Here is a 24,532-nt window from a genome sequence, read left to right as displayed (position 1 = left end):
CCGCCTGCAGGACAGGATCGCCGCCATGCCCACCCGCCCCTTCACGTCCGCGATCGCCCTGGCCGTCGGCTGCCTTTCCTCGCCGGCGCAGGCGCAGATGGATGCGGCTGCCAGCCTGCTCTTCCGAGCATCCGCCGACACCTCGCTCGACGCCGATTTCGCCCGGGGCGACCCCGCCCCCAATTTCCGGGCCCATGTCGACATCGTGCCCGATGGTGCGATCGGCGGCGCGGCACGCTGGGCGGACGATGGCTATGTCGCATGGAAGGCGCCCGGCAACATGCGCGCGGCGCGCGGCACGCTTTCCTTTTTCTGGCGAGCGCGCGAACCGCTAGGCGAGGTGCCCTTCGTTCTCTTCCGCGCCGGCTTCGCCGACCATACGAGCTGGGACATGGCGTTCCTGCGGATCGACTGGAACGGCCACGGATTCGATGCCTTCGTCACCGACGCCAATCTTTCGCGACTCCGCGTCTCCTGGCGCTTGGACCGCCTGCCCGATCCTGCAGCCTGGAAGCACATTGCGTTCACCTGGGACGAGACACGGGGCGTCCGGCTGTATGTCGACGGGCGCGAAGTCGCCCGCAAGGATCAACGCGCGGACCTCGATTCCGGGCTCGATCAGTTCGGGCTTGCCGGTCGCGTCATGGCCCCGCATCAGGTGCAGAGCCGCTACAGCTTCATGCGCGGATCGGACGTGGACGAGATCCGTGTTTATGATCGGATGCTCTCGGCGGAAAACATCGCCCGACTTGCCGCCAAGTCCGAGCCGGGTCCCGTGCCCGCATCCGATCCCGTCGCCGAGCGCAGTGCCTGGCTCCACCGCTATGGCTGGGACAAGACGCTGCCCCCCGTGCTTGATGCGCCCGTCACCCGCGTTCGGAAGGTGGAGTTCGCCGACGCGAAGGACCTGAAGCAATGGATGTGGAAGGGTATCGACGGCATTGCCGAGACGACCTGGCCCGGCGTCTATAACCGCTCGCGCCTGCCCGGCCGGGATGACTATTTCGAGTTGCCCGACTGGAACACCTATGTCGAAGGCGGCAAGCGCTACGATCTTACGGTGCCGGCGGGTGCGCGCTTCAATCGAGTGGAGTTGCGCGGTGCCGCCTATGGCACGCTAAGCTGGAGCGATCAGGGCAAGGAACTGGTGCTAGCCAAGCGGGCGCAAGGAGTGGTGCGCAGCGTCGACCAATTCGCGCCGCGTACCGGCGGCGTCCTGCATTTTACCAATGTGATGCAGGAACAGCCGATCCAGGAACTCTGGGCCTATGACATCGGCGCGGGCGCTGAGCCGACCGGGAGCTTCACGCTTGATTACACCATCCGGTCGGACATGGCGCCAACGCTTGCCGCGCTCATGCCGCTCAACGCCTTCATCGCGGGCCGATATGCCTGGGATGAACGTGCGACCGTCGTCGCGATGCCGACCGCTGGCGTGAAGGCCGCAGTGGGCGCCGGCGCGGCGGGCGGCGGCGGCAAGGTGGAACGTGCGAAAGGGATGGCCCCCATCGTCCACATTCTGGTGCCCGCCAGCCTCGGGGATGCACCACCCGATCAGCCGGTGGCCCGGGCCTTCGATTATGGCTGGCAGAATATCCATGATGGTCTGGACGGGATCGCCATCGACCTGCCGCCCCTGCCAGGGGCCCAGCCGATTGCGCTCGATATCCGGATCAAGGATCCTGTCTGGCCAGAGCGTGACATGATCGACCTCACCGTTTCCGTCCGCCCGGGGGAGAAACGCACGCTCTGGCTCGACCTGCGCGATCGGATCTTGCCGCAGGACAGCCTGTATCTTTCGATCGCAGCCTCGGATCCTGCCTTCTCCGCCGCCAGCCTGGATAGCACGCGAATCCGGCTGGTCTTCAAACCGCGGGCAGAGGCGATGACGGAGCATGTCGCCGATCGGTTGAACCAGGTGAAGGACAATTGGGCGTTTCTCGTCGAGGAGCATACGGCGTCGAAGCGGATGGCGCTTTATCGCCGTCTCTTCGCCGACATGACGGACCTGCTGCGGGTCGACCCGGAGAACAAGCTGGCGCGAACCTATTGGGCCGACATCAATTATCGACCGGAAAACCTGCCCGCCTTCACCCAGCCAGTACCGCATGCGGGAGAGCCGCTCTGGGCATTCCGCCAGCTGGAGGACCTCCGCTACGTGCGCCGCTTCGTCGACTGGTGGATCGACGAGCGCCAGGTGCCCTACGGCGATTTCGGCGGCGGCATTTCCGACGATACCGACCTGACCCAGCAATGGCCGGGGTTGGCGCTGATGGGCATCGAGCCGGACAAGATCAACGCTTCGCTCCGCGCGCTTTCGGACGCGGCGTATGCGAGCGGGATGCACACCAACGGCCTGGGAACCATCACTACCGACGAATTGCACGCCTATGAGGAGGGCCTGAACGCCGACGCCGAGCGGCTGTACCTGAACTGGGGCGAGCCCAAGGCCGTCGAGCGACTGATGGAAACGACGCGCGCACTGCAAGGCGTGATCCTCAAGAACCCCGCAGGCCATCTGCATTTCGCGTCCAACTGGTATGGCGGCCGGAAGATGTATCGCGATCCTGCCTGGGCCTGGCAAAAGCCGTACAGCTTCACGGTGATGCACGCGCCGATCCTGATCGGGCTGTACAACGGCAATGCCAAGGCACGCGGGCTCGTCACGGGCGTCATGGACGGATGGCTCGCCCATGGCCGGCAGGAGGTGGGCGGCGGGTGGAGCTTTCCCAACGAGATCAACTGGGGCACCGATGCCGAGCGCGTCGGCGATGGCGGCGGTGTCACCACGCCCTTGCAGGCGGCGTGGAGCGCGTGGCGCTTCACGGGCGACGCCAGATATCTCCGCCCGATCGAGGCGCGGATCGCCAAGAATGGCCCAGCGGTGGTGGCAGAGTTCAACGAGAATGCGTTCACTGCCCTTCCCGGCAGCGCGAAATTGCGGGCCGACATCGTCGGCAGCGATCGATCCGATCCCTTCTCCCTCTACACCCGCTGGGACGCGACCGGCGACGTCGCCGCGCTCGAACGGCTGCACGCCGACGCCATCGCCGACAAGGCGCAGCACGAATATCTGTACACGGAAGGCCATTGGTGGTCCGATCGGGTCGAACAACCCAACGAGATCCTGCAACGTGAACGACTGGGCGGCATCGCCCTGCGCCGCAACCAGACATGGCCGGGCAACAGCGTGTCGTGGCGCTTTGCGGAAGCCGGCGCCGGCGAGCAGGTCGCGATCCTCGTACCCGGCGCGACGCCGGATCGGTTTCGCGTGATCGCCTATAATCGTACCGATCGGCCGCAGCACGCGGTGATGACCGCTTGGAATGTTACCGCCGGCAGCTGGACGATGCAGCGTTCGACAAGCGGGGACGGCGGTAAAACCCGCGTCGCGGACGGCGCCGCCGCCATCGTGCCGCTCGAGCGCAGCCTCGGCACGAATGTCGTCTTCGCGCCGCACGGCACGACCATTTACGACTTCGCGCTGGCGACACCCGCCACCCCGGTGGAACAGCGGCCGGATCTTGGCATCGGCATCGACGATGTGGCGCTGGCAGCCAACGAGCTGCGCGTTACGGTGCATAGCCTGGGGGCAAAGCCCACGGAGGGCGGCACGGTTACCCTCCGCACGGCCGGCGGTGCGGTACTGGCAACCGCGCCGATCCCAGCCATCGCCGCGCCAACCGATCTTCGCCCCCGGTCGGTCGTGGTGCGATTGCCTGCGGTCGAGGGGGCCGCAATGGTCGAGGTGGCGCTTCCGCACGATGCGCCGGAAGTAACGCGCCTCAACAACCGCGTCGCACTCCCGAAACGCCGGTGATGCTCTCACGGCGCCACTTCCTTGCCGGCGGCGGCGCAGCGGCCATGATGCCGACACGGGCATGGGCGCACCAGGACGCTGACGTCCGACACGCACTGGATGCGGCCGCGACGCTACCACCCGACCGCGCCCTTGCGCTGCTCTCCCGGTTTGAAAACGTCGCAGCGTCAACCGGGGCACGCCTTGATCTGGCGGCGGCACGTGCCGGTCTCGGCGTGGACCTCGCGCTCAAACAGCGCACCCTGGACGCGGCAGAGCGCTTTGCCTTCCAGGTTCAGCGCATTGCCGGGAACGACGCCACGCTCGAACGCGTCGCGCGCGATCTCGACGTTGCGCATCGCGCTCTGGTCGCGCAAGCAGCCGCGTTGCTCGATCAGCTTGCCGTCCCGGGCAAATCAGTCGGTGCGCGCTTCGAAGCTTTGTGGCGGGACCCTCGCAACCTTTTCCCCGACGATGAAGAGGGTCGCGCCGCCGCCATCAACGCCATGCGCGCGACGCTCGCCACCATCCGCCCGAGGCTGCCGCGCCTGATCGGCATGCTGCCGGTCGCGTGTCGGCGCGTCGAGGTGCGTGGACTGGACGCTCGCGAGATCGCTGCGGGCAAGGGCGGCTACCGCATCCTGCCGGACATGGGCATCCGCGGCAGCTATGTGGTCGACCTCAAGGAAATACGCCGGAGACCGCGTTTCTCGCTGCCGAGCGTCGTCGCACACGAGCTGTTGCCAGGCCATATGGCGCAGATGCCGCTGGAGGCGCGCGCAGCCCCCCACCCGCTTCGGCTCCGCTATGCCGCGGCCTTTCCCGAAGGCTGGGGGATCTATGCGGAAATGCTGATGGCCGAGGACGGGCTGTTCGCCGATCCTCTCGACATGCTGGGCCATCTCCACTGGTTGCTGTTCCGGGTCTGCCGCGGGCTGGCCGACATCGCGATACACGCCCGCGGCGAGGCGCCGGAACAGGCCCTTGCCGATATTCGGGCTTCGATGGGCGAACCGGCCTATTTCGCGCCGTTCGCCGCCGACGTCACCCGCATCACAAAAGAGCCGGCGATCCGGGCGGCCGAGGCATGGGTACCCCTTCGCCTCGGGGCCTGCCGTCCCCATAGCTGCTCCAAATGGCCGGGCTTCCATTCGATACTGCTGCGAAACGGCCGCAGGCGGACGGAGCAGTTTTAGCAGCGGACCTGCCCATCGCCCCGGCGCAAGAGGACCGGAATACGCGATCACCTCTCCGCGCCATAACCGCTCCCAGCGCCGACACGCCCCTTGAACACGAAGTAGACGACAAGCGTGTAGACAAGGGTCAGGGGCAGGACGAACAGACCTGCGCCGTAGAAGAGGAAAGCGACGCTCGAAGGCGGCGCGACCGCCTGGCTTGCGGTGATCGCGAATGGGATCATGTAGGGGTAGAAGGAGAATCCCAGCGTCGCAAACGCGGCCGCAAACAGCGTCACGCCGAACAGAAACGGCATCAGCGGACGGCGATGGCGAACGGCCCAGATCATGCCGATGGCCGCCAGCAGGCCGAGCGCGGGGAAGCAGAACAGCAGCGGGCGCGTGCTCCACAGCCGCATCACCGAAAGGTCGAGGTGCAGCGCGACAACAAAGGCGATCGCAAGGAACACCAATACCCCGGTCAGCAGCCAGGGGATAAGGCGAAAGGCGAAGCCCGCCACCGCGTCCCCGGTCTTGTAGGTCAACCAACCCGCGCCGATCAGCATATACCCCAGGCACAGCCCCACGCCGCACAACAGCGCGAAGGGCGAGAACCAGCCAAAGGCCCCGCCGACATACCGCGTGCCCTCCATCGGCAACCCGACCACGAGCGCACCGACGGCCGTCCCCTGGATCAGCGTCGCCACGAAGGAGCCACCGATAAAACACGCCTCCCACAATGCGCGGGTGTGGACTGCCTTCTCCCGATATTCGAAGGACACGCCCCGCAGGATCAGCGCCGCCAGCATGAGCATCAGCGGCAGGTAAAAGGCCGAGAGCAGCGTCGCGTAGACGAGCGGGAACATGCCGAACAGGATCGTGCCGTTCAGCACCAGCCAGGTCTCGTTGCCGTCCCAGACGGGCGCGATCGAGGCGAACATTTCGCTCCGGCCACGGCCACCGCGGGCGAACGGCAGCAACATGCCCACGCCCAGATCGAACCCGTCCAGGATAACGTACAGGAAGATCGTCAGCGCCAGCGCGCCGATCCAGAAGCTATCCATCATGCATACTCCCGATCGGCGCCTTCGATCTCGTCGCTCGGCAGGTCGGCCGGGATGGAGAGCGGGCGCTTTGGGTTGGTGCTGCCCATTGCAGGATCGCGGCAGATGACCGGTCCGCGGCGCAGCAGGCGATAGAGATACAGCGTGCCGAACGCGAAGATCGCACCATAGACGAGGCAGAACAGCAGCAACGTCGCGATCAGCTCTGGGGTTGTCAGGAACGGCGTTACGGAGTCCGCCGTGCGCAGCTGGCCATAGACCGTCCAGGGCTGGCGCCCCACCTCGGCGACGAACCAGCCGGTCACCGTCGCCACGAAGCCGAGCGGGAACGAGAGAAAGATGGCCCAGAGCAGCCAGCGCTGCTGCCCTATCCGACCGCGCGCCAGCTGCACGCTTCCGATCCAAGCGATCGCCAGCATCAGCAGGCCGCAGCCGACCATCACGCGAAAGGCGAAGAACGGCACCGCCACCGGCGGCCTCTCGTTCGCGGGAAAATCGGTCAGCCCCACTTCGCGCGAGGTGAGGCTCGCCGAACCGATCAGGCTGCCGGCATAGGGGATGGTGACGGCAAGCCGATTGCGCTCCGCCTTATCGTCCGGCCACGCGATCAGCACCTCCGACGCGGGTTGCTCGTCGTGCCAGCGGGCCTCGATCGCAGCGAACTTCGCCGGCTGGCGATCATGGACATAGTCGCCGACGAGATGGCCGAAACCCAGCTGCACCGGCACCAGCACCGCGGCGAGGCCGAGGCCCATTCCCATCATCGTGCGGGCGTCGCGCAGGAACCGCCCTCGCAGCATGTGCCAGGCACCCGTCGCAGCGATGCAGAAGGCGGAAGTGATATAGGCCGCCAGCAGCATATGCGGAAAGCGGACCCAAACCACCGGGCTCAGCAGGATCGCCCGCCAGTCCGTCGGCACGAAGCTCCCGTCCGGCCCCTGTGCGAAGCCGACCGGCGCTTGCATCCAGCTGTTGTTGACCATGATCCAGAACGACGACAGCGTAGTGCCGAGCGCCACCATCAGGCAGGCGAGGAAATATACCCAGCGCGGCACGCGATCGCGCCCGAACATAAGCACGCCGAAGAAACTTGCCTCCAGGGCAAAGGCGGTGAAGCTCTCATAGGCGAGCAGCGGCCCCTGGATGGCACCGGTGCGGCGGGAGAGCTCGCTCCAGTTGGTGCCAAACTGGAAGGCCATGACAATGCCGGACACAACGCCCAGCGCGAACGCCACGGCGAAGATGTTGCGCCAGAAATCGGATAGGCGCCGATAGACCGGCTTGCCGGTGGCGAGCCAAGTCCCTTCCAGGACGCAAAGCCAAGCCGCCAGCCCGACCGTGAAGGCAGGGAAAAGGATGTGGAAGGAAACCGTCCCGGCGAATTGCAGCCGGGACAGGAGCAGCGCGGTCGCGTCCATGGGGCCGCCCTCCTCAACCGAGCAAGGATCGGGCGAGCTGGCCATGCACCGCGAGATCGATCACCGCGTCGCCGCGCCCGTTCATCACCGCCTTCAGCGTCCAGAGCCCGAAGCCCTTCACCTGCTCGCCCTCGATATGCGGCGGCATCGACAGTTCCTGGTGGTTGGTCACCACGTCGAGCAACGCAGGGCCGGGATGCGCCAGCACGTCGCGGATCGCCGCCTCCAGTTCGCCCGGATCCTCCACGCGGATCGCGTGGATGCCGACGGCGCGCGCCATCGCGGCGAAATCGGGGTTGTTGAGATCGGTGCCGAACTCGAGGAAGCCGCCGCCCTTCATCTCCAGCGCGACGAAACCGAGCGAACCGTTGTTGTAGACGATCACCTTCACCGGCAGGTCGTGCTGCCGCAGCGTCAGGAAATCGCCCATCAGCATCGCGAAACCGCCATCGCCCGACAGGCTGATCACCTGCCGGTCCGGAAAGGCCGCCTGCGCGCCGATCGCCTGGGGCATGGCATTGGCCATCGAGCCGTGCGCGAGCGAGCCGAGCAGCCGCCGCCGCCCGTTCATCTTCAGATAGCGCGCCGCCCATACCGTGACCGTGCCAACGTCGAAGCTGAACACCGCATCGTCGCTGGCCGCCTCGCTGACCAGGCGGGTGAGATATTGCGGGTGAATCGGCTTGTGCCCCGGTTTGCCGACAGCGAGATCGTCGAGCCCGCGGCGCGCCTCGCGATAATCGGCCAGACTGTCATCGAGATGCGATCGGTCTTCGCGCGCGTCGAGCTTCGGCAACAGCGCTTCGATGGTCGCCTTCACATCACCCAGGATGCCGAGGTCGAGTGTCGTGCGACGGCCGAGATTTTCCGGCAAGAGGTCGATCTGCGCGATCTTCGCCTCGGTCGGGTAGAACTGGCGATAGGGGAAATCGGTGCCGAGCATCAGCAGCGTGTCGCAGCCCATCATCGCATGATAGCCGGAGGAAAATCCGATCAGGCCGGTCATGCCCACGTCGTAGGGATTGTCCCATTCGACATGTTCCTTGCCGCCGAACGCATGGACGATGGGCGCCTTCAGCCGTTCGGCGAGCGCGATCACCGCATCATGTGCGCCGGCGCAACCGCGGCCGCAGAACAAGGTGGTCCGCGCGCTGCCGTTGAGCAAATCTGCCAGCGCATCCAGCTGGGGCACGGCCGGCGTCACCACCGGTGCGGCAAGCGCGAGCGACTGGGGCGCGGAAAGCGTCGCATGCACATCTTCCAGCGCGACGTCGCCCGAAAGCACGATAACCGCGACGCCGCGATGTCCCACCGCCGCGCGGATCGCGGACTCGAGGACACCAGGCAGCTGCGACGGGTGCGACACCGTCTCGCAGAAGTGGCTGCACGTCTGGAACAGTGCCTCGGGCTTGGTTTCCTGGAAATAGCCGCGGCCGATTTCTGCGGAGGGAATATGCGCGGCGATGGCGAGGACCGGCACGCGTGTACGATGGCAGTCGAACAGGCCATTGATCAGATGCAGATTGCCCGGCCCGCACGAACCTGCACAAACCGCCAGCCGGCCGGTCAGCGCGGCTTCGGCCCCCGCGGCGAAGGCTGCCGCTTCCTCATGTCGGGTGTGAATCCACTCGATGTCGCCGCGCTTGCGCAACGATTCCGTGATGCCGTTCAGGCTGTCTCCCACCACACCGAAGATGCGGCGGACGCCGGCGTTCGCCAGAACTTCGGTAACCAGATCTGCAACACGCTTCGTCATTATCTTCCTCGCAAGCTGCGCGGTCGGGTAAGACCACTTCACGGCTTGGAAGATGATGGCCGCACCGCAGCGGTTCTTGCCTGAAACCATCCTGCGTTGAAGAAATCGAACCAACAAGCCGCGTCACATCGGCTATCAGGCAGGAATTTCTGGCCGATTTCGAACAGCATACTACCAAAGTATCGATACACTTCCGGATGGTTGTATGCTGGCGCCCCCTCGGAAGTAACGACTGGCCGATCGAGGGAATCCGAACTTCATGTATCGAAGTGGCGGCCCGGTCCCTATTTATTTAGGCAGCGAGCCGCCCGCATTCGTGGCGTCTGAACCGCCGAGATGCCCGCAGTCAGCCGCTGCGCTGGGAGACCACCGCCCGCACCCGCGCAGCCAGCGCACCCACAGGCCCATCCGCCTCCCAGGCATAGAGCGAAACGACGAGCGGTGTCTCTTCGGGAAACTGGGGCGCCCGCACCAGGGCGTGCTGCCGAGTGGCGCTTATCGGCAGGATCGAGACGCCGAGCCCCGCCTCCACCGCGGACAGCACGCTGCCCAGGCTGGTGCCGGTAAATGCGATGTACCAGCCGCAACCGCGCTGCTGGATCCGCTCGATCATCCGGTCCCGGTACAAGCCTCCGGGGGGAAAGGCCACGAGCGGAAGCGGGGCCGGCCAATCGCCGACATGGTGGCGAGCCTGAAACCAGGCGAGCGGCTCGACAAAGGAAGCGCGCGCATCCGCTGCGGCGACCGGCTCCTTGACCAGCGCGATATCGAACTCGCCGTCTCGGTAGCGGCGCAGCAGGTTGCGGCTGAGGCCGGTGGTCATGTCTACCCGCACCTCGCGATGGTGCGCCACGAAGTTAGCGATTTCCAGGCTCAGCGCCGACGTGACGAGATCATCGGGCAGGCCGATGCGGATCGCCGCCGTCCCCGCGGGATCCGCGAGCAGTTTTTCGGCCTCATCGTGCAGGGCAAGCAATCGCCGCGCATGGGCAAGAAGGCGCTCGCCGCCCGGCGTGGGCAGGACGGGCCGGGAGGCCCGATCGACAAGCGTTCGCCCTAGGGCCTGCTCCAATCGCGCCAGCTGCTGGCTTACCGTGGACTGGGTCGCGTGGAGGCGTGCGCCGGCAGCGGTGAATCCCCCGCAGTCGACAATGGCAACAAAGGCGCGGAGCAGCCGGAGGTCGAGCATGTCTCGATTATGATTGCGCATGATCGTCATGCAAACATCTCATTCGCAAATGACCGATTTGCTTCCCAAATGACCGACAGCCCGGCGCGCATGCGGCGGCGCCCTGTCCCTACCTTGGAGAATCAGGATGAAGACCCTTCCCGCCGTGGCGCTACCGCTGCTGCTCCTCGCCGCGCCCGCGATGGCCGCCGACATCTCGACCCATGTCCTCGATCTTGCCCAGGGTATCGGCGGCAAGGCCGTGCCGGTCACCCTGTCCAAGAAGACTGGCGACGATCGCTGGGTGCAGGTCGCAAGCGCCAAGACGGACGCGAACGGGCGGATCCGCAGCTTCGGCGACGCTGCCGGCTTCGATGCGGGCGTGTACCGCCTCACATTCGACATGTCCGCCTACCAGAATACCGCCGCCGCCCCCTTCTTCCCGGAGATCACGCTTACCTTTCGCGTGGAGGATCCGAAGGGGCATTATCACGTGCCGATCGTCGTCAGCCCGTATGGCTACTCGACCTACCGGGGCAATTGAGTTTCGACCGAGATGACGCGCCGCCATTGCGCGTCATGCGGACGGATTGCTGCTTCGGGAGCGCCGCACCGAAACCCTTCTCGACGATTCCCGCGACGCTCCGCCCATGCTCGAAAGCGCCCAAACGGACACTCGACCCGTGTGATCGGGCTGCATATCCTGTCGGCGCTGGAGAGAAACGATGTCCGCTGACAAAAAGCCCCCCTTCCACCTTGAGGCTCTCGATCACGTCGTGCTGCGAGTTGCCGACATAGAGCGTAGTATCGGCTTCTACTGCGACGTCATCGGCTGCACCGTCGATCGGCGACGCCCGGAATTTAATCTTGTGCATTTGCGGGCGGGCGCATCCATGATCGATCTTGTCGGCCACGAAGAACGCACCGGCGCCGGCGACAATATCGACCATTTCTGCTTGCAGATCGCGCCGTTCGATGAGGCCGCGCTCCTCGCGCATCTTGCGGAAAGGGGCGTGCTGACGGAGCCGCCGATCGCCCCGCGTTATGGTGCGCAGGGCACCGGTCGATCGCTGTATCTCCAGGACCCGGACGGCAACCGCGTCGAACTCAAGGAATCGCTTCAGTCCGCGTAGATGCGCGCAGGCAACCTGGACGCCAAGACAGCACCGATGCCAAGCAGACCGGCAATCACCAGTGTCGCCGGCACGAGACTGCGGGAACCCGAAATCCCGAAAAACGCCGCGCCGACCAAGGCGATACCGGTAACGCCACCCATCTGCTGCACGGTCTTGACGATCCCGCTGGCCGATCCGGCATCCGCCCGGTTCACACGCGCGAGGATCAGCGGAGTCGCCGGGCCGCTGCTCATCCCCATCCCCGCGCCAGCTACCAGCAGCACCGGCAATAACAGGCTGAGGGACAAGCCGCCGACGTCGATCCAGAGGAGCGACGCCGTCGCGCAGAGCGCCAGCAGGCCATACCCTATCACGAGTATCCATTTCTCCGCGCGCCGAGCCAATCGCCGGCCGATGACGCCCATCCCCAGCATGACCCCGACGCTGAACGGCATGTGGATCAGCCCGGTCTCGAACGGCGAGAAATGCGCGACCCGCTGCAGCGCATAGGCAAACAGGAACAGAAAGCCGGTATTGGCAGCGGAGAACAGCAGCAGCAGCAGGATACCGGCACGGAACACCGGATTACCGAGCAGCTGCGGGGGAAACAACACTGGTCCGCCCGCGGCGGCACGCCGTCGCAGCATCCACCAGGCGACGAGCAGAAGCGGCGGGCCTGCAATCAGCAGCGCCAGCAAGGGCCCTTCCAGCCCGCCCTTCTCCGCCTGCAACAGCGGAAAGAGCAGCGCGAGGATGGCTATTCCGAAGGTCAGCGTGCCGACAAGATCGATCCGCGTGGCTGCATCGCCCCGGCTGCGCGGCAACAGCCACCAGCCGGCAAGCAGCGCGACCAGCCCGATCGGCCCATTGATCAGGAATACCGTGCGCCAGCCCAGGCCGCCGATATTCGCTGCGATCAGAAAGCCGCCCAGGATCGGCCCGGCGATCGACGACAGCCCGCCGATCACGCCGAACCAGGCGAGACGCCCGATCCGCTCGACCGGCGTATAGAGTTGCTGGATCACCGCCAGTACCTGCGGCGCCATCAGCGCGCCGGCCGCCCCCTGCAGCACCCGCGCCACGATGAGCATGTTGCCGTTCGGCGCCAGCCCGCAACCGATCGATGCGGCAGTGAAGCCCGCGACCCCGAGCAGGAACAGCGTGCGGCTGCCGAACAGATCGCCCAACCGGCCGGAGAGCATCAGCAGCAGGGCATAGGGCAGCACATAGCCGGCAACCACCCACTGGGCGAACGCGCCCGACCCGTCGAATTCCGCCTGAATCGAGGGCAGCGCGGTATTCACGATCGTCACGTCGACGATCTCCAGCACCAGCGCGATGATCAGCGTGAAGAAGGCAAAGCTCTTCTGCCGCTCGGTCAGGGTGACGGGGTCAGAGCTTGTCGGCACGCAGCTGCTCGACGGCGTAGGAACAGGCCCGCGCGGTGAGCGCCATATAGGTGAGCGACGGGTTCTGGCAGGCTGAGCTGCTCATCTGCGCGCCATCGGTAACGAACAGATTGGGAATGGCATGCGCCTGGCTGAACCGGTTGAGCACCGAACTCGCCGGATCCCAGCCCATCCGCGCGCCGCCCATCTCGTGGATCGCGGTGCCGCCCGGGCCGGGCCGGTCGAAGCCGAGGATCACATGACCGCCGGCTGCCGTCAGCATCTCCGCTGCGTCCGCCTTGGCCTGGGCGAGCGCGGCCTGCTCTTCCTTGCCGAACGCAAAGGCCACGTTGAGCTGCGGGATCCCGCGATCATCGGTCTTCACGGCATCGAGGGTCAGGCGGTTGGTGGCGCGCGGCACGCAATCGGCAAAGCCTACCAGCACCATCTTCCACGGCCCCACCTGCCGCAGCTTCGCTTTGTAATCCGCGCCGATTCCGGCTTCGCGCTTGCCCGCGGTCCAGGTCGATTGCAGCGCGCCGCCCTGGAAGGAGAAGCCGCGGGTGTGGCCGGTGCCGTCCATCACGTCCAAGTTGCGGTAGCGCGGTACGATCACGCCCGTCGGGCGGTTGCCGAAGGTGGTGTGCGCCTCGAACCCCGGCATGATCGCCATCGCCGACAGGGTGTTGGCATGGTCCATGATGTGCGTGCCGAGCACGCCGCTCTCGTTTGCCAGGCCGTGCGGCATCGCCTCGCTCGCCGAATTGAGCAGCAGGTGCACCGAGTTGAACGCGCCGGCATTGAGGAACACGATCCGCGCCGAGGCCGAGCGCCGCCGGTTCGAGGCGGTGTCGATCCAGCGGACGCCGGTGACGCGCCGGGTGACGGGATCGTAATCGATCTTCTCCACCACCGCGTCGGTGACCACCGTAAGCCGGCCGGTCTTCTGCGCCGCCGGCAGCGTGGAGGACTGGGTGGAGAAATAGGCGCCATAAGAGCAGCCGCGTGCGCAGATGCTCCGGTACTGGCATTGCGCCCTGCCCTCGTCGGGCTTCGCCTCGGTCAGGTTGGCGGTACGGCCGATCGTCAGGCAGCGACCGGGGAATTTTGCCGCCAGCACGCCGCGGACGTGCTGCTCGACCACGTTGAGCGCCATCGGCGGCTGGAACTTGCCGTCGGGCAGTTGCTTCAGCCCCTCCGCGGCGCCGGAGACGCCGATGAAGCTCTCGACATGGTCGTACCAGGGCGCGAGGTCTGCATAGCGGATCGGCCAGTCGGACCCGTGCCCGTCGCGCTTGTTGGCGCCGAAGTCATAGTCCGACCAGCGATAGGATTGCCGCCCCCAGGTCAGCGACCGGCCACCGAGCTGGTAGCTACGGAACCACGTGAAGTCCGTCCCCGACGCGGTGGCATAGGGATTTTCGCGATCGTTGACGAAATGGCCTTCGGTGAACTCGGTGAAATGCCGGTTGAGCATCTGCACCGGATAGTCCTGCCGGTAGCGCGCCGTGTCGCCGATTCCGCGGAACGGCATTTCCCACGGTGCCTTGGTCTCGGTGTCATAATCCTGCTGGTGGCGGATGGCGCGGCCGCGCTCTACCATCAGCACCCGCAGGCCCGCCTCGGTCAGCTCCTTGGCCGCCCAGCCGCCGGTGATGCCGGAGCCCACCACGATCGCATCGAATTGCATCGCCTTCCCCGCCATCAGCCGAAATCCACCGCAGTCCAGTCGCTCGACCAGGCGTGATCCGTCGCCTTGAGCGGAAGGTCCGGATCCCAGCGGCCCGGCACCAGTTCGTAGTTGAGTTCCTTCGACCCGCCGATCTCCGAGGTGTAATAGCCGGTAAGGATCAGGCCCTTGATCGTCCGCCAGGGATGGAGGCGAACCCCCTCGGCAAAGGCTTCCCTGTCCAGCGTTTGCAACGCCGTGACCCGGCGACCGGTATCTGCCTTCTGGAAATCGCCGGCAGCGCGCTGGTCGAGCTGCGTATCGAGCCAATCGAGATGGCGCAGCGATCCGTCACGCCGCTGGTAGCTGGCCAGATTGGGCATCGCATCGGCGGCGACCGGCGCGCGCGATCCCTCCAGCCCATGGGCAAGCGCGAGGATAACGAAGTCCCCGACACCCACGTCGCCGGCCCCGGCAGTGTCGGTGCGTGGAATCACCAGTTGCGACACGCGCGCGATCATCGCGCGCTGGCGGTCGCTGGGCTCGTCCGAAGGATCGAGGTCAGAATAGCGCACGACGGTGGCCGGAATCCCTACCGCCAGCGCCAACAACGCTGCGCCGCCGAAGAAGTCCCGACGGCTCCACCCTGCCGCCTGTCGTTCCGCCATCCCGGATCCTCTCTTACGCGTATGAGGCTGGGGCGACGCCGTGCGCCGCCCCTTTCGATCAGAAGTCGATGCCGAGACGAACACCATAGGTCCGTGGCGGCGTGAACTGCCAATTGTAGATGTTCGCCACCCCCGGCACCACGGTGTTACCGGCATAGGCGATCAGGCGGTAGTTCTCGATGTTCCGCACGAACGCCTGCACGCTGTAGTGCTTGTTCGCCGGCTTGTACTCGAGGCTGAAGTCGCTTTGCGTATGGCCGATCTGCTTCGAGTCATTGTAGTTGTAGAAATCGAGATAATAGTTGCCCTTGTAGCGCGAATAGGCCGAAGCCGTGATCGTGCCCGCGCCCCCTAGGTCGAACACATGGTCCCAGCCGACCGAGACGATCGCGTTGGGCGCCTGAGGCAGACGGTTTCCGCCCAGGTCCACCGTGGGCGGCGTGGCGGGCACGTTGCCGTTGGTAAAGGCCGCTACGCTCGCCTGGAACTTGCGATAGGTCGCGTGCATCAGGTTCACGGCCAGCGAAATCGTGTCGGCGCGACTGGGGTGCAGATTGGCTTCGGCCTCTACCCCGTAGATCTTGGCGCTGCCCGCATTGAAGGTCTGCGCGCCGACCACGGGATTAAGCAACACGTCGTTCTGCAGATCCTTGTAGTCGTAGTAGAAGCCGGCGACGTTGAAGGTGTTGTTGCCCGAAAAACGCAGCTTGGCCCCGCCTTCATAGGCGGTGTTGTTCTCCGGGTTGAAGGTCTTGCCCGTCCCGTCGAACCCGCCCGCCTTGTAGCCGGTCGAAACCTTGGCATAGAGCAGCGTATCGGCATTGGGCTTGTAGTTGAGCCCGGCCAGCCAGGTGAACTTGCTGCCCGAATAGTGCAGCGGTGTGGTTGCGGCGGGCTGGTTCGTCAGCTCGATCGGCCCGCTGTTGAAGGCGAAGAAATAGTTGGTGAAGTCCGCCCTGCGAACGTCATGCGTGTAGCGTGCGCCGCCCACGGCGGTCAGCTGGGTCGTGAGCGGGACCTCCACCTGCGCGAAACCCGACACGCTTTCGCTCAGCGTCGGATGGCGGAAGTAATTCACATAGGAACCGTTGGGGCCGATGAACGGGCTGTACAGGCCGCCATTGGTGTTCTGCTTCTCGCGGAAATAGAAAGCACCGGTCTGCCATTCGATACCGTGCGCATTGCCGTTCAGACGCAGCTCGTGGCTCTGCGTCTTCACCCGGCCGCCGAAATTGGTGAACGCGAAGGCCGGTGACAGCGTATTCTGCCCGGTGTTCTTGGTGGTGCGATAGCCGCCCGTATAGGTGAGCGTCGCGGGGCCGAAATCATAGGCGAGCCGCCCGCGCACCGCCGTCGAGATCTGATGCAGCGATCCGACGCCGATCAGTGGCGAGGCATAGTTGCTGCGGTCGATCTTCGACAGCGTGTTGGTGTTATTCGGCACGCAGCCGACGCCGCCCGGCACGGTATAGGCCGCCGCCCAGCCATTGGCGCAGCTGGTGGTGCTCGAACCCGGATTGTTGGCGGCGCTCGCCATGTCCTGCCAGGCCTGGGCGGCCGGGATCAGCGTCTGCTCGACATGCTCCACCGCCGCGTCGATGGTGAAGCCCGCCGCGGGCTTGAGGCGCAGGCTGACGCGACCGCCGCCGGTATTGTCGGTATCGCTTTCCGCCGTCTTGCTGGGGGTGAAGGCGGAGGTCGGGCTGAACGGCGTGTTCGGATGCGTGGTATAGCCGTCATGCGAGCGGTAGAAGCCGGCGACCCGGACCCCGCCGACATCACCCAGCGGCACGTCGACGCCGCCGTCCACCAGCACCTGATTGTAATTGCCGTAGCTCGCCGACGCGTTGACCGCGAAGGTGTCGCCGGGCTTGCGGGTAATGAAGTTCACCGCGCCACCGGTCGAGTTGCGGCCGTACAGCGTCCCCTGCGGCCCGCGCAGCACCTCGACGCGATCGAGGTCGAAGATCGCCGCGTTCAGGATGGTTGGGCGGTTGATGTATTCGCCGTCGATATTGACCGCGATCGACTGGTCCTGCGCCTCGTTGTTGGTCAGCGAGCCGACCCCGCGCACCGAAACGCGCGTGTTGTTGGTATCGTTGGTCACCTGCAGCGCGGGCGAGACCTTCTGCACCGAGGTGAAGTCCGTGACGCCCTTGTCCTTCAGGGCATCGCCGGAAATCACCGAGATCGCGATCGGCACGTTCTGCACGCTCTGGGCACGGTTCTGCGCGGTAACGATGATCTCGTCGGTGAGCTGCGTGCTGTCCTGGGGTGCCGGCGGCGCGGTCTGCGCCTGGGCGACGCCGCCTGCCAGCGCACTGGCGCTCGCCATCAGCACGAGCACGGTCCTGCCGTTCATGATCTCTCTCCCGCTCTCGGCGGCTTTGCGCCACCTGAAGTAAAATATGCGTTCTAAAAAATCGCGTCTGTCGCCCCATGTCAAGCAGATTCGAATCAGCGTTCTCAACTACGGAAAAATGCTTTGACTCCCATCAAACAGAATGCATATTCTAATACTCATACACCGCAACGCCGCGGTGCGGGCAGTGAGCGCGCAACCGAAATGCGTGCCGCTCCGGGGAGGATGACGTGCAGCTATCACCTTGCATTGAATGGATGTTTTCGGACACCTGCGCGGACATGGGCGATCGCATCCGCGCCGCCGCGAGCGCAGGATATGCGGCGGGAGAGTTCCACCTCTGGCGCGACAAGAACCTCGAGTCGGTTGCCGTGGCGCTGCGTGAAACCGGCAGCCGGCTGACCGGCGCCTGCGTTGATCCCCGCCGCAGCTTGGTCGATCCGGCGCAGCAGGACGAGTTCGCCAAGGCGGTCGAGGAAAGCCTTGCCGCCGCCAAGACGATCGGCTCGCCGCCGATGATTATCGCCTCCGGCTTCACCCGCGAGGGCGTCAGCGAGGAGGCGCATTTCGCCGCTGCCGTCGCCGCGCTCAAGCGGGCCGCCGTGCTGGCCGAGGCCGCCGACGTGATGCTGGTGCTCGAACCGCTCAACGACCGGGTCGAGCATCCCGGCATGTGGCTGGTGTCGACAACCAAGGGGCTCGACCTGGTCGAGGCCGTCGGCAGCACGCATCTGCGGCTGCTCTACGATGTCTATCACTCGCAGGTGATGGGCGAGGACATGGAAACGGTGCTGCGCGGTCGCATGCATCTGGTCCACCATGTCCAGGTCGCCGACATGCCCGGCCGCAACGAGCCCGGCACCGGTACGATCGACTGGGCCAGAACGATGCAGACGCTGCGCGACCTCGGCTATACCGGCGCCATCGGTCTGGAATACCGGCCGACCCTGCCCCCGGCCGAATCGCTCGCAGCGACCCGCGCGGCGCTCGGGCTCTGAGGGCGGCATGTTGGTCGCCTTGCCCCCGCGCGCACCGCGACTGGGGCTGGTCGAGCGGCTGAGCTACGGGTTCGGCGATTTCGGCTACAGCCTCCCCTACAACATGGTGGGGGCCTTCCTCCTCTATTACTACACGGTGGTGCTGCGGCTGCCCGTGGCGGCCGTGGGCACGATCTTCCTCACCGCCCGGCTGTTCGATGCAGTCGTCGATCTGGGCGTGGGGGTGCTGCTGGACCGCACGCGCAGCCGGTGGGGACGCGCCCGCCCCTATATCCTGTTCACCTCGGTTCCCTATGCAGTCGTGTTCGTGGCGATCTTTCTGGTGCCGGGCGGCAGCGTGAACGCGCAGCTCGCCTGGGCTTTTGTAACCTTCAATCTGCTCGGGCTGCTGATGTCGTTCGGCTCGATTCCCTACACCGCGCTGCTGCCGATGATGACCGCGGATACCGACCAGCGGCTGAAGCTCGGCTCGATGCGGTCGATCGGCACGTCGATCTCGGTCATCCTCGGCACGGCCGCGACGATGCCGCTGGTCGGGCTGCTGGGCGCCGGTGACGAGCGCAGGGGATTCCTGCTTACCGCCCTGCTGTTCGCCGTGCTGGCGCTGGGCGCGATGCTTGCGCTGTTCCGTAACTGCCGCGAGCGCCATGTCGGCGACGCCGATGCCGCCCCGGCACCCGCCCCTACCGCCATCGGCGAGATGCTGCGCAACCGCGCCTGGTGGGTGTGCTTCCTGTTCACGCTCCTCTATTTCGTGCGCTTCGGTGCGATGCTGTCGGTCACCGCCTTCTTCGCGATCGAGGTGCTCAAGCGGCCCTGGATGATCTCGGTGATGCTGCCGGCGATTTCGGGCATGCTGCTGCTCGCGGCGTTCGTCGCGCCACCGATCCTGTCGCGTACCGGCATTCGCGGCGGCTCGCTCGGCGCGTTGGGAGTGTCGCTGCTGCTGTTCGCGCTGCTGCCCTTTGCCGAGGCGTCGCCCATCGCCTTCCTGGCGCTGTACCTCGCGGCGTCGATGGCGACCTCGATCACCATCACCGCGATCTTCACGATGATCGCCGAATCGGTCGACTATCACCAAGCGCGATTCGGCAGCCGCAACGAGGGGCTGCTTTCGGCCGGCGTCAGCCTCGCCACAAAGATAGGCATGGCGCTGGGATCGGCGGCGATCGCCTATGCGCTGGCCTATGCCGCATATGCGCCGGGGGCGGTTACCCCTGCCGCAGTGCAGACGATCCGCTGGGCCTATTACGGCGCGCCGCTGCTGCTGCTGTCGCTGCAGGCGCTGTGCATCCTGTTCTGGCCCTCCCGTAAAACCATGGGTTGACGCGCCGATGGTAATATAGAACATTCATTCCAATCAGGGCGTGCAGCGCCCCAGGGGAGAGGTTGAAGAAAGGCGCGGGCCCGCTGCCAAGGGTGTCGCCACCTCCCCCGCTTCACCGAGATCCACGCTATTTGAAGAGGTGAATGCGATGAGCGGTATCAAGCGGGGCGTCAGCCTCTACAGTTTCCAGAACGAGACGTTTCAGGGCAAGATGTCCCTGGAAGATTGCGTGCGCACCTGCGCCGAACTCGGTGCAAACGGCATCGAGATCATCGGCGAACAGACCTTCTGGGGCTGGCCGGAAGTCGGCGTGGAAGACACGGCGGTGGCCGAATGGCACCGGCTGATGCAGGCCTATGGCACCACGCCGGTGAGCCACGACTTCATGCTCGACTACAAGCGCTACAAGGGCCGCGAAATGCCGTTCGACGAGCAGGTCGCGAGCGTGAAGAACGATATCGACTTCGGCGCCCGGCTGGGCATGAAGTATATCCGCGCGCTGGTTTCGATCGCGCCGGAGGTGCTGGTCGCGGCCGCGCCCTACGCCGAAGAAAAGAACATCAAGATCCTGATCGAGGTGCACGCGCCGCTGCACTTCGACCATCCCTGGATCATTCGCCATGCCGAGGCCTTCGAGAAGGCTGGATCGGACGCGCTCGGCTTCCTCCCCGACATGGGCATGTTCCTCCACGCCTATCCGCGCGTGTGGAAGGAGAAGTTCCTGCGGGTCGGCGTGCCCACGCACATCGCCGACTATGTCGAGAAGGCATATGCGGACCGCGTCCTCTCCGAGTACGTCATTCTCAACGTCCAGCAGATGGGCGGCACCGGCCCGGCCATCGCCATGGCCGAGGTGATGCGCCACAATGCCGCGTTCGAGCCCAAGCGGATGCTCGATTACATGCACCGCATCCACAATGTGCACGGCAAGTTCTACGAGATGACGGCCGACTATGTGGAACCGTCGATCCCTTATGACGAGATCGTCGCAGTGCTCCAGAAGGGCGGCTACAGCGGTTATATCTGCTCCGAATATGAGGGCAATCGCTGGATCGAGGATGCTGAGGAACCGGACTCGGTAGAGCAAGTCCGCCGCCAGCAGGTGATGCTAGCGCGGCTGCTGGGCGAAGCCGCCGTGCCGTCGCTCAAGACCCCCATCGCAGCCTGAGGAGCGCCTTCCCATGATGGACAACAAGATGATCTGCACCGACCTGTTCGAGAATGTCGTCGAAGGCGGCGCGACGGTGGGCTTCGCCTTTCTCGGACGGCTGCCATATTATCGCGGCCTCGGCCTATCGATGATCGAGGACATTCAGGTCAGCGTCGACGGCGAGGAGATCCCGCGCGAGAACATCCGCTTCTCGGTACGCGGCAAGACGTACACGCTCGACCAGATGGAAACGGTCTATGACGATCGCTGGAACTTTGGCGAGAAGGCGCGGATCATCGCGCTGAAGGCAGGCGGGCTTGCAGCCGGCCCCCACAAGATCACCTTCGCGGTGCGGATGCGGGTGAGCTACCTGCCCTTCGTCCCCACCACCCGTGACACAAAGGAACTTGCGCTCGCCGCCTGAGCGCATCTCCGTCTCCTCCTCGGGGCGCCCCGGCTGGCCGGCGGCGCCCGTTTTTTTATGTGCGCCCGGTCCCCTGTCGTCGCAATTTGATTTTGAAATGCTCGTTCTATTTTGATATTCCGCAATGACAAGGAAGCGCTCGGAAACCGGCGCAAGAGCGATTGGAGAGAGGATGAAGGCGATTCGCGCGTTCTGGGCAGAGCTGACGCTCAAGCCGCAGGGCTTCACGATGATCATCGCTGGCTTTCTGCCGGTGTTCGCGATCATCGCCATGTTCCCGGTGGTCGCCTCGATCATCGGCCATTTTCACGACGATCCCAACGCCGCGATCAAGGTGCCTGCAATGGTCACCGCGCCAGGATATGCCATCGCGCTGCTCGCACCCTTTGCCGGCGTGCTGTGCGATCGCTTCGGCCGTCGGCGAATCCTCCTGGCCTGCACGTTCTTCTACGGCGTCGCCGGCACCGCGCCCTTCTTCCTCGAAAGCCTCGATTCGATCATCGCCACCCGGCTGGCGCTGGGCGTGTGCGAAGCCGGCATCCTGACGATCGTCAACACGCTGATCGCTGACTATTGGGCCGATCGCAGCCGCCGCAACTGGCTGATGCTGCAGGGTATCGTCGGCCCCGCGCTGCAGCCGGCCGTATTCGTGCTGGTCGCGAGCGTCGCCGCAGTGCGCTGGAACGGCGGCTTCCTCGTCTATCTGGTCGCCTTCCCGATCTTTCTGTCCATGTACTTCTTCCTGTTCGAACCCAAGCGCGAGCAGGTAGTGGCGCAGGAAGGCACGAGCGCGGTCGAAGCGCCGGGGCCCTTCCCTGCCGGTGCAGCGATGCTGGTAGCCGCGGTGACGCTGTTCGCGTCGGTCCTCTATTACGTGTTCATCGTGAACGGCAGCATCGCCTGGAAGGAAGTGGGAGTAACCGATCCGCTCCAGGTCAGCACCCTCACGGTGATTCCGGCGCTGTTCATTGTCGTGGGGTCGATCCTGTTTCGCCTCGTCTCGCGCTTCAACAATGCCGTCCAGATCGCCAGCTTCCTCGGCATGCTCGGGCTGGGACTGGCAGCGATCGGCCTCGCCCGCTCCGTCACCTCGATGCAGCTGGGCATGACGCTGCAACAAACCGGCGCGGGCATGGCGATACCGGCGCTGATCGCCTGGTCGCAGAGCAAGTTCGGCTTCGCCCATCGCGGGCGGGGCATGGGGGTTTGGACCAGCGCCTTCTTCCTCGGCCAGGCGATCTCGCCGATCATCGTCGGCAACATCGCCGGTGCGGCCGGATCGATGCAGGGCGCCTTCCTGGCGCTGGGACTGGTGGGGATCTGCGGCGCAGCGGTGGGCTTCGGCCTCGGTACCCGTGCCCCGCTGCGGGTGGCGGCAGCCTGACTCCCACATTGCCACCCTCCCCCGGGAGCGCCATCCTTCGCTCGGGGGAGAGGGGTATGCGATTCGCGGCTGTATTGGCAGGTTGCGCCCTATGCTGGGTGGCCACGGCATCTCCCCGACGTCCCACCGATGCAGCTCCGACGATTGGATATTACACGCTGGACGATCAGCGGCGTACCGGAGAGACAACCGTTTTTGCAGAGAAAGGCAGTTTCTCCACCCTCTCGTTCCGGGTGACAATCGATACCGCCGGAAAGGTGATTGCCGCCCAACCGATCGACAATTTCGAAAAGCTCGATGTGGCTCCGGCGATGGAGGCGGTGCGTGCCTGGACGTTCCGTCCGCAGACCTTCGAAGGCCGGCCCGCGCAGGTGGTAGGTCGCGTCAGCATCGCCTATCGACGACGGCCTATTCCACCGAATAGGACGATTGCATTTCCCGCCGCCGCGCCGAGAGATTTTCGGATCACGCTCCAGCGCACCGCCTGCTACGGGCAATGCCCCGATTATCGCGTGACCGTGCACGGCGACGGACGGGTCGAATTCGACTCCGGCGAATACCATTCCCCCGGGACGGCAGCGCAGGCCCATCTCGATACTATCGGCAACAATGTTCTGCTGCCTGGCCGTCACCTCGCGCGGGTCGATCCGGCAGGGGTGGCGCGCCTGCTCGATCGGTTTCGCGACGCACATTTCTTTGGGCTTCGCGACGAATATACCTATCCGGCTACCGATAACCCCACCCAGGTCCTCACGGTACAAGTCGGCAAAACTAGCAAGACGGTCACCGATTACATCGGCATCGAAGCCGGGATGCCCCAGGCCGTTCGGGATCTGGAAGATGCCGTCGATGCCGTCGCGGGCACCGCGCGATGGGTGGACGGGAATCTCGAAACCCTGGCCGAACTCGACGCGGCCCGTTTCAACTATCACACTTCCGTCGCCGCGACGCTGACGGCGGCTGCCGCATCCCGATTAGATGGCTATCGTCCGGCCGGAGATATCGAAAAGCTCCTGATCGCGCTGGTCGGCCGGGGCGTACCGCTGGGTGCGCGAATAGGGAACAGGACACTGGCGGCGATACTTGTGCAAGCCGCAGCCCAGGCCGGCAGCGACCGCCTGTTCGACGCGCTATCTGCGCGTGACGCACTTGCGTTGGTGTCCGCACAAGACCTGACCGGCGCCTTCAATCGACTGGGCTGTAGTCCGGCGATCGCTCGCGCGTTGGTCAAGGCGGGCGCCGATCCGCGCAGGCCTGGTACGGAAGGGAGCGCGCTGACATCACTCTTGGGCATGGCGCCCCGTTGCGAGAAGCAGCCCGAAAGGAAACTGGCCACCGCGCGCGCGCTGGTAGAACTCGGCGTCCCACTCGAGGCCCGAAGCAGCATCGGCTGGACGGCATTGATGGGCTGCAACTCTCCAGCGCTCGCGCAGCTGTTGCTGGCGCACGGCGCAAACCCGAATGCGCGGGACGTGGAGGGCACCACCGCCCTGCTATCCACGGAGGACGACCGGGTCGCCTTGCTGCTGCTCCGTGCGGGCGCCGACCCGCGCGCCAGGGACGCGAGCGGCACCGTCCGCCAACAGGCCGTCAAAGGCCATATGCCGGCCACCCTTGCCTGGTTGGACGCGCACCAGATACCCTGACTGGGTCGGCGACCGCCCCCT

18 protein-coding genes are annotated in these 24,532 nt (G+C 65.5%); 10 read left to right on the top strand and 8 right to left on the bottom strand.

Annotated features, from left to right (window positions below):
• Nucleotides 1-25 precede the first annotated feature (25 nt).
• Together A7X12_RS12985 and A7X12_RS12980 are read left to right on the top strand one after the other, a co-directional pair.
• The gene (locus tag A7X12_RS12985; RefSeq protein ID WP_064312027.1) at nucleotides 26-3,820 is read left to right on the top strand and encodes a LamG-like jellyroll fold domain-containing protein; all 3,795 of its coding nucleotides are present in this window, start codon (nucleotides 26-28) and stop codon (nucleotides 3,818-3,820) included.
• Entirely contained in the window at nucleotides 3,820-4,995 is a 1,176-nt protein-coding gene (locus A7X12_RS12980) for a DUF885 family protein (protein ID WP_064312026.1), read from the top strand. Before A7X12_RS12985 ends, A7X12_RS12980 begins: the two co-directional genes overlap by 1 nt.
• A gap of 47 nt (nucleotides 4,996-5,042) precedes the next feature.
• Here A7X12_RS12980 and cydB read toward each other — a convergent pair whose 3' ends face one another.
• From cydB to A7X12_RS12960, 4 genes are all read right to left on the bottom strand, one after another.
• Nucleotides 5,043-6,041, bottom strand: a complete 999-nt coding sequence (cydB, locus tag A7X12_RS12975; protein ID WP_198162026.1) for a cytochrome d ubiquinol oxidase subunit II — start codon at nucleotides 6,039-6,041, stop codon at nucleotides 5,043-5,045.
• Complete coding sequence (locus A7X12_RS12970) at nucleotides 6,038-7,456, bottom strand: cytochrome ubiquinol oxidase subunit I (RefSeq protein ID WP_064312024.1); 1,419 nt, start codon at nucleotides 7,454-7,456, stop codon at nucleotides 6,038-6,040. The genes cydB and A7X12_RS12970 overlap by 4 nt, the downstream gene beginning before the upstream one ends.
• A 13-nt stretch (nucleotides 7,457-7,469) precedes the next feature.
• The gene (gene poxB / locus A7X12_RS12965) at nucleotides 7,470-9,212 is read right to left on the bottom strand and encodes a ubiquinone-dependent pyruvate dehydrogenase (RefSeq protein WP_064312044.1); all 1,743 of its coding nucleotides are present in this window, start codon (nucleotides 9,210-9,212) and stop codon (nucleotides 7,470-7,472) included.
• A gap of 346 nt (nucleotides 9,213-9,558) precedes the next feature.
• Nucleotides 9,559-10,431, bottom strand: a complete 873-nt coding sequence (locus A7X12_RS12960) for a LysR family transcriptional regulator (protein WP_232318498.1) — start codon at nucleotides 10,429-10,431, stop codon at nucleotides 9,559-9,561.
• Nucleotides 10,432-10,528: 97 nt separating this feature from the next.
• Between A7X12_RS12960 and uraH the strand changes: the two genes are divergently transcribed.
• Nucleotides 10,529-10,924, top strand: a complete 396-nt coding sequence (gene uraH / locus A7X12_RS12955) for a hydroxyisourate hydrolase (protein WP_084445418.1) — start codon at nucleotides 10,529-10,531, stop codon at nucleotides 10,922-10,924.
• A gap of 181 nt (nucleotides 10,925-11,105) precedes the next feature.
• Nucleotides 11,106-11,513, top strand: a complete 408-nt coding sequence (locus A7X12_RS12950) for a VOC family protein (RefSeq protein ID WP_064312023.1) — start codon at nucleotides 11,106-11,108, stop codon at nucleotides 11,511-11,513.
• Here the strand turns inward: A7X12_RS12950 and A7X12_RS12945 are convergent.
• Genes A7X12_RS12945 through A7X12_RS12930 form a run of 4 tightly spaced genes read right to left on the bottom strand, consistent with a single transcriptional unit; the run spans nucleotide 11,501 to nucleotide 17,582 of the window.
• On the bottom strand, nucleotides 11,501-12,904 hold the full coding sequence (locus A7X12_RS12945) for an MFS transporter (RefSeq protein ID WP_232318497.1): 1,404 nt from the start codon (nucleotides 12,902-12,904) through the stop codon (nucleotides 11,501-11,503). The two genes, A7X12_RS12950 and A7X12_RS12945, sit on opposite strands and share 13 nt — an antisense overlap.
• Nucleotides 12,888-14,573, bottom strand: coding sequence for a GMC oxidoreductase (locus A7X12_RS12940; RefSeq protein ID WP_084445422.1), 1,686 nt, complete (start codon nucleotides 14,571-14,573; stop codon nucleotides 12,888-12,890). Before A7X12_RS12940 ends, A7X12_RS12945 begins: the two co-directional genes overlap by 17 nt.
• Nucleotides 14,574-14,587: 14 nt before the next feature.
• Nucleotides 14,588-15,220 (bottom strand): gluconate 2-dehydrogenase subunit 3 family protein, encoded by a 633-nt coding sequence (locus A7X12_RS12935; RefSeq protein WP_064312021.1) that lies wholly within the window; start codon nucleotides 15,218-15,220, stop codon nucleotides 14,588-14,590.
• Between the two features lie 58 nt (nucleotides 15,221-15,278).
• Entirely contained in the window at nucleotides 15,279-17,582 is a 2,304-nt protein-coding gene (locus A7X12_RS12930) for a TonB-dependent receptor (protein ID WP_064312020.1), read from the bottom strand.
• A gap of 257 nt (nucleotides 17,583-17,839) precedes the next feature.
• Here A7X12_RS12930 and A7X12_RS12925 point away from each other — a divergent pair, with 257 nt between their 5' ends.
• The 6 genes from A7X12_RS12925 to A7X12_RS12900 all read left to right on the top strand — a co-directional run bounded on the left by A7X12_RS12925 (nucleotide 17,840) and on the right by A7X12_RS12900 (nucleotide 24,511).
• Nucleotides 17,840-18,580, top strand: coding sequence for a TIM barrel protein (locus tag A7X12_RS12925; protein WP_232318496.1), 741 nt, complete (start codon nucleotides 17,840-17,842; stop codon nucleotides 18,578-18,580).
• A gap of 7 nt (nucleotides 18,581-18,587) precedes the next feature.
• Nucleotides 18,588-19,907 carry an MFS transporter gene (locus A7X12_RS12920; RefSeq protein ID WP_064312018.1) on the top strand — a complete coding sequence of 440 codons (1,320 nt, stop codon included), beginning with the start codon at nucleotides 18,588-18,590 and terminating at the stop codon, nucleotides 19,905-19,907.
• Nucleotides 19,908-20,055: 148 nt separating this feature from the next.
• Nucleotides 20,056-21,075 carry a sugar phosphate isomerase/epimerase family protein gene (locus A7X12_RS12915; RefSeq protein WP_064312017.1) on the top strand — a complete coding sequence of 340 codons (1,020 nt, stop codon included), beginning with the start codon at nucleotides 20,056-20,058 and terminating at the stop codon, nucleotides 21,073-21,075.
• A gap of 13 nt (nucleotides 21,076-21,088) precedes the next feature.
• Nucleotides 21,089-21,481: a C-glycoside deglycosidase beta subunit domain-containing protein gene (locus A7X12_RS12910; protein WP_064312016.1), complete on the top strand. Its 393-nt coding sequence runs from the start codon at nucleotides 21,089-21,091 to the stop codon at nucleotides 21,479-21,481.
• A gap of 172 nt (nucleotides 21,482-21,653) precedes the next feature.
• The gene (locus tag A7X12_RS12905; protein WP_064312015.1) at nucleotides 21,654-22,865 is read left to right on the top strand and encodes an MFS transporter; all 1,212 of its coding nucleotides are present in this window, start codon (nucleotides 21,654-21,656) and stop codon (nucleotides 22,863-22,865) included.
• 56 nt (nucleotides 22,866-22,921) lie between these two features.
• The gene (locus A7X12_RS12900; RefSeq protein ID WP_084445416.1) at nucleotides 22,922-24,511 is read left to right on the top strand and encodes a DUF6438 domain-containing protein; all 1,590 of its coding nucleotides are present in this window, start codon (nucleotides 22,922-22,924) and stop codon (nucleotides 24,509-24,511) included.
• Nucleotides 24,512-24,532: the final 21 nt, after the last annotated feature.

This window comes from Sphingomonas sp. TDK1 (genome assembly GCF_001650735.1).
In the GTDB taxonomy this organism is placed as follows: Bacteria; Pseudomonadota; Alphaproteobacteria; order Sphingomonadales; family Sphingomonadaceae; genus Sphingomonas.
The sequence above is the reverse complement of the archived record's forward strand: the minus strand, read 5'-3'. Positions and strand labels throughout refer to the sequence as shown.

Coding starts and splice junctions, on each gene's coding strand:
- A7X12_RS12985 (WP_064312027.1), top strand. CDS start 26: ATGCCCACCCGCCCCTTCACGTCCGCGATCGCCCTGGCCGTCGGCTGC.
- A7X12_RS12980 (WP_064312026.1), top strand. CDS start 3,820: ATGCTCTCACGGCGCCACTTCCTTGCCGGCGGCGGCGCAGCGGCCATG.
- cydB (WP_198162026.1), bottom strand. CDS start 6,041: ATGATGGATAGCTTCTGGATCGGCGCGCTGGCGCTGACGATCTTCCTG.
- A7X12_RS12970 (WP_064312024.1), bottom strand. CDS start 7,456: ATGGACGCGACCGCGCTGCTCCTGTCCCGGCTGCAATTCGCCGGGACG.
- poxB (WP_064312044.1), bottom strand. CDS start 9,212: ATGACGAAGCGTGTTGCAGATCTGGTTACCGAAGTTCTGGCGAACGCC.
- A7X12_RS12960 (WP_232318498.1), bottom strand. CDS start 10,431: ATGACGATCATGCGCAATCATAATCGAGACATGCTCGACCTCCGGCTG.
- uraH (WP_084445418.1), top strand. CDS start 10,529: ATGAAGACCCTTCCCGCCGTGGCGCTACCGCTGCTGCTCCTCGCCGCG.
- A7X12_RS12950 (WP_064312023.1), top strand. CDS start 11,106: ATGTCCGCTGACAAAAAGCCCCCCTTCCACCTTGAGGCTCTCGATCAC.
- A7X12_RS12940 (WP_084445422.1), bottom strand. CDS start 14,573: ATGCAATTCGATGCGATCGTGGTGGGCTCCGGCATCACCGGCGGCTGG.
- A7X12_RS12935 (WP_064312021.1), bottom strand. CDS start 15,220: ATGGCGGAACGACAGGCGGCAGGGTGGAGCCGTCGGGACTTCTTCGGC.
- A7X12_RS12930 (WP_064312020.1), bottom strand. CDS start 17,582: ATGAACGGCAGGACCGTGCTCGTGCTGATGGCGAGCGCCAGTGCGCTG.
- A7X12_RS12925 (WP_232318496.1), top strand. CDS start 17,840: ATGTTTTCGGACACCTGCGCGGACATGGGCGATCGCATCCGCGCCGCC.
- A7X12_RS12920 (WP_064312018.1), top strand. CDS start 18,588: ATGTTGGTCGCCTTGCCCCCGCGCGCACCGCGACTGGGGCTGGTCGAG.
- A7X12_RS12915 (WP_064312017.1), top strand. CDS start 20,056: ATGAGCGGTATCAAGCGGGGCGTCAGCCTCTACAGTTTCCAGAACGAG.
- A7X12_RS12910 (WP_064312016.1), top strand. CDS start 21,089: ATGATGGACAACAAGATGATCTGCACCGACCTGTTCGAGAATGTCGTC.
- A7X12_RS12905 (WP_064312015.1), top strand. CDS start 21,654: ATGAAGGCGATTCGCGCGTTCTGGGCAGAGCTGACGCTCAAGCCGCAG.
- A7X12_RS12900 (WP_084445416.1), top strand. CDS start 22,922: ATGCGATTCGCGGCTGTATTGGCAGGTTGCGCCCTATGCTGGGTGGCC.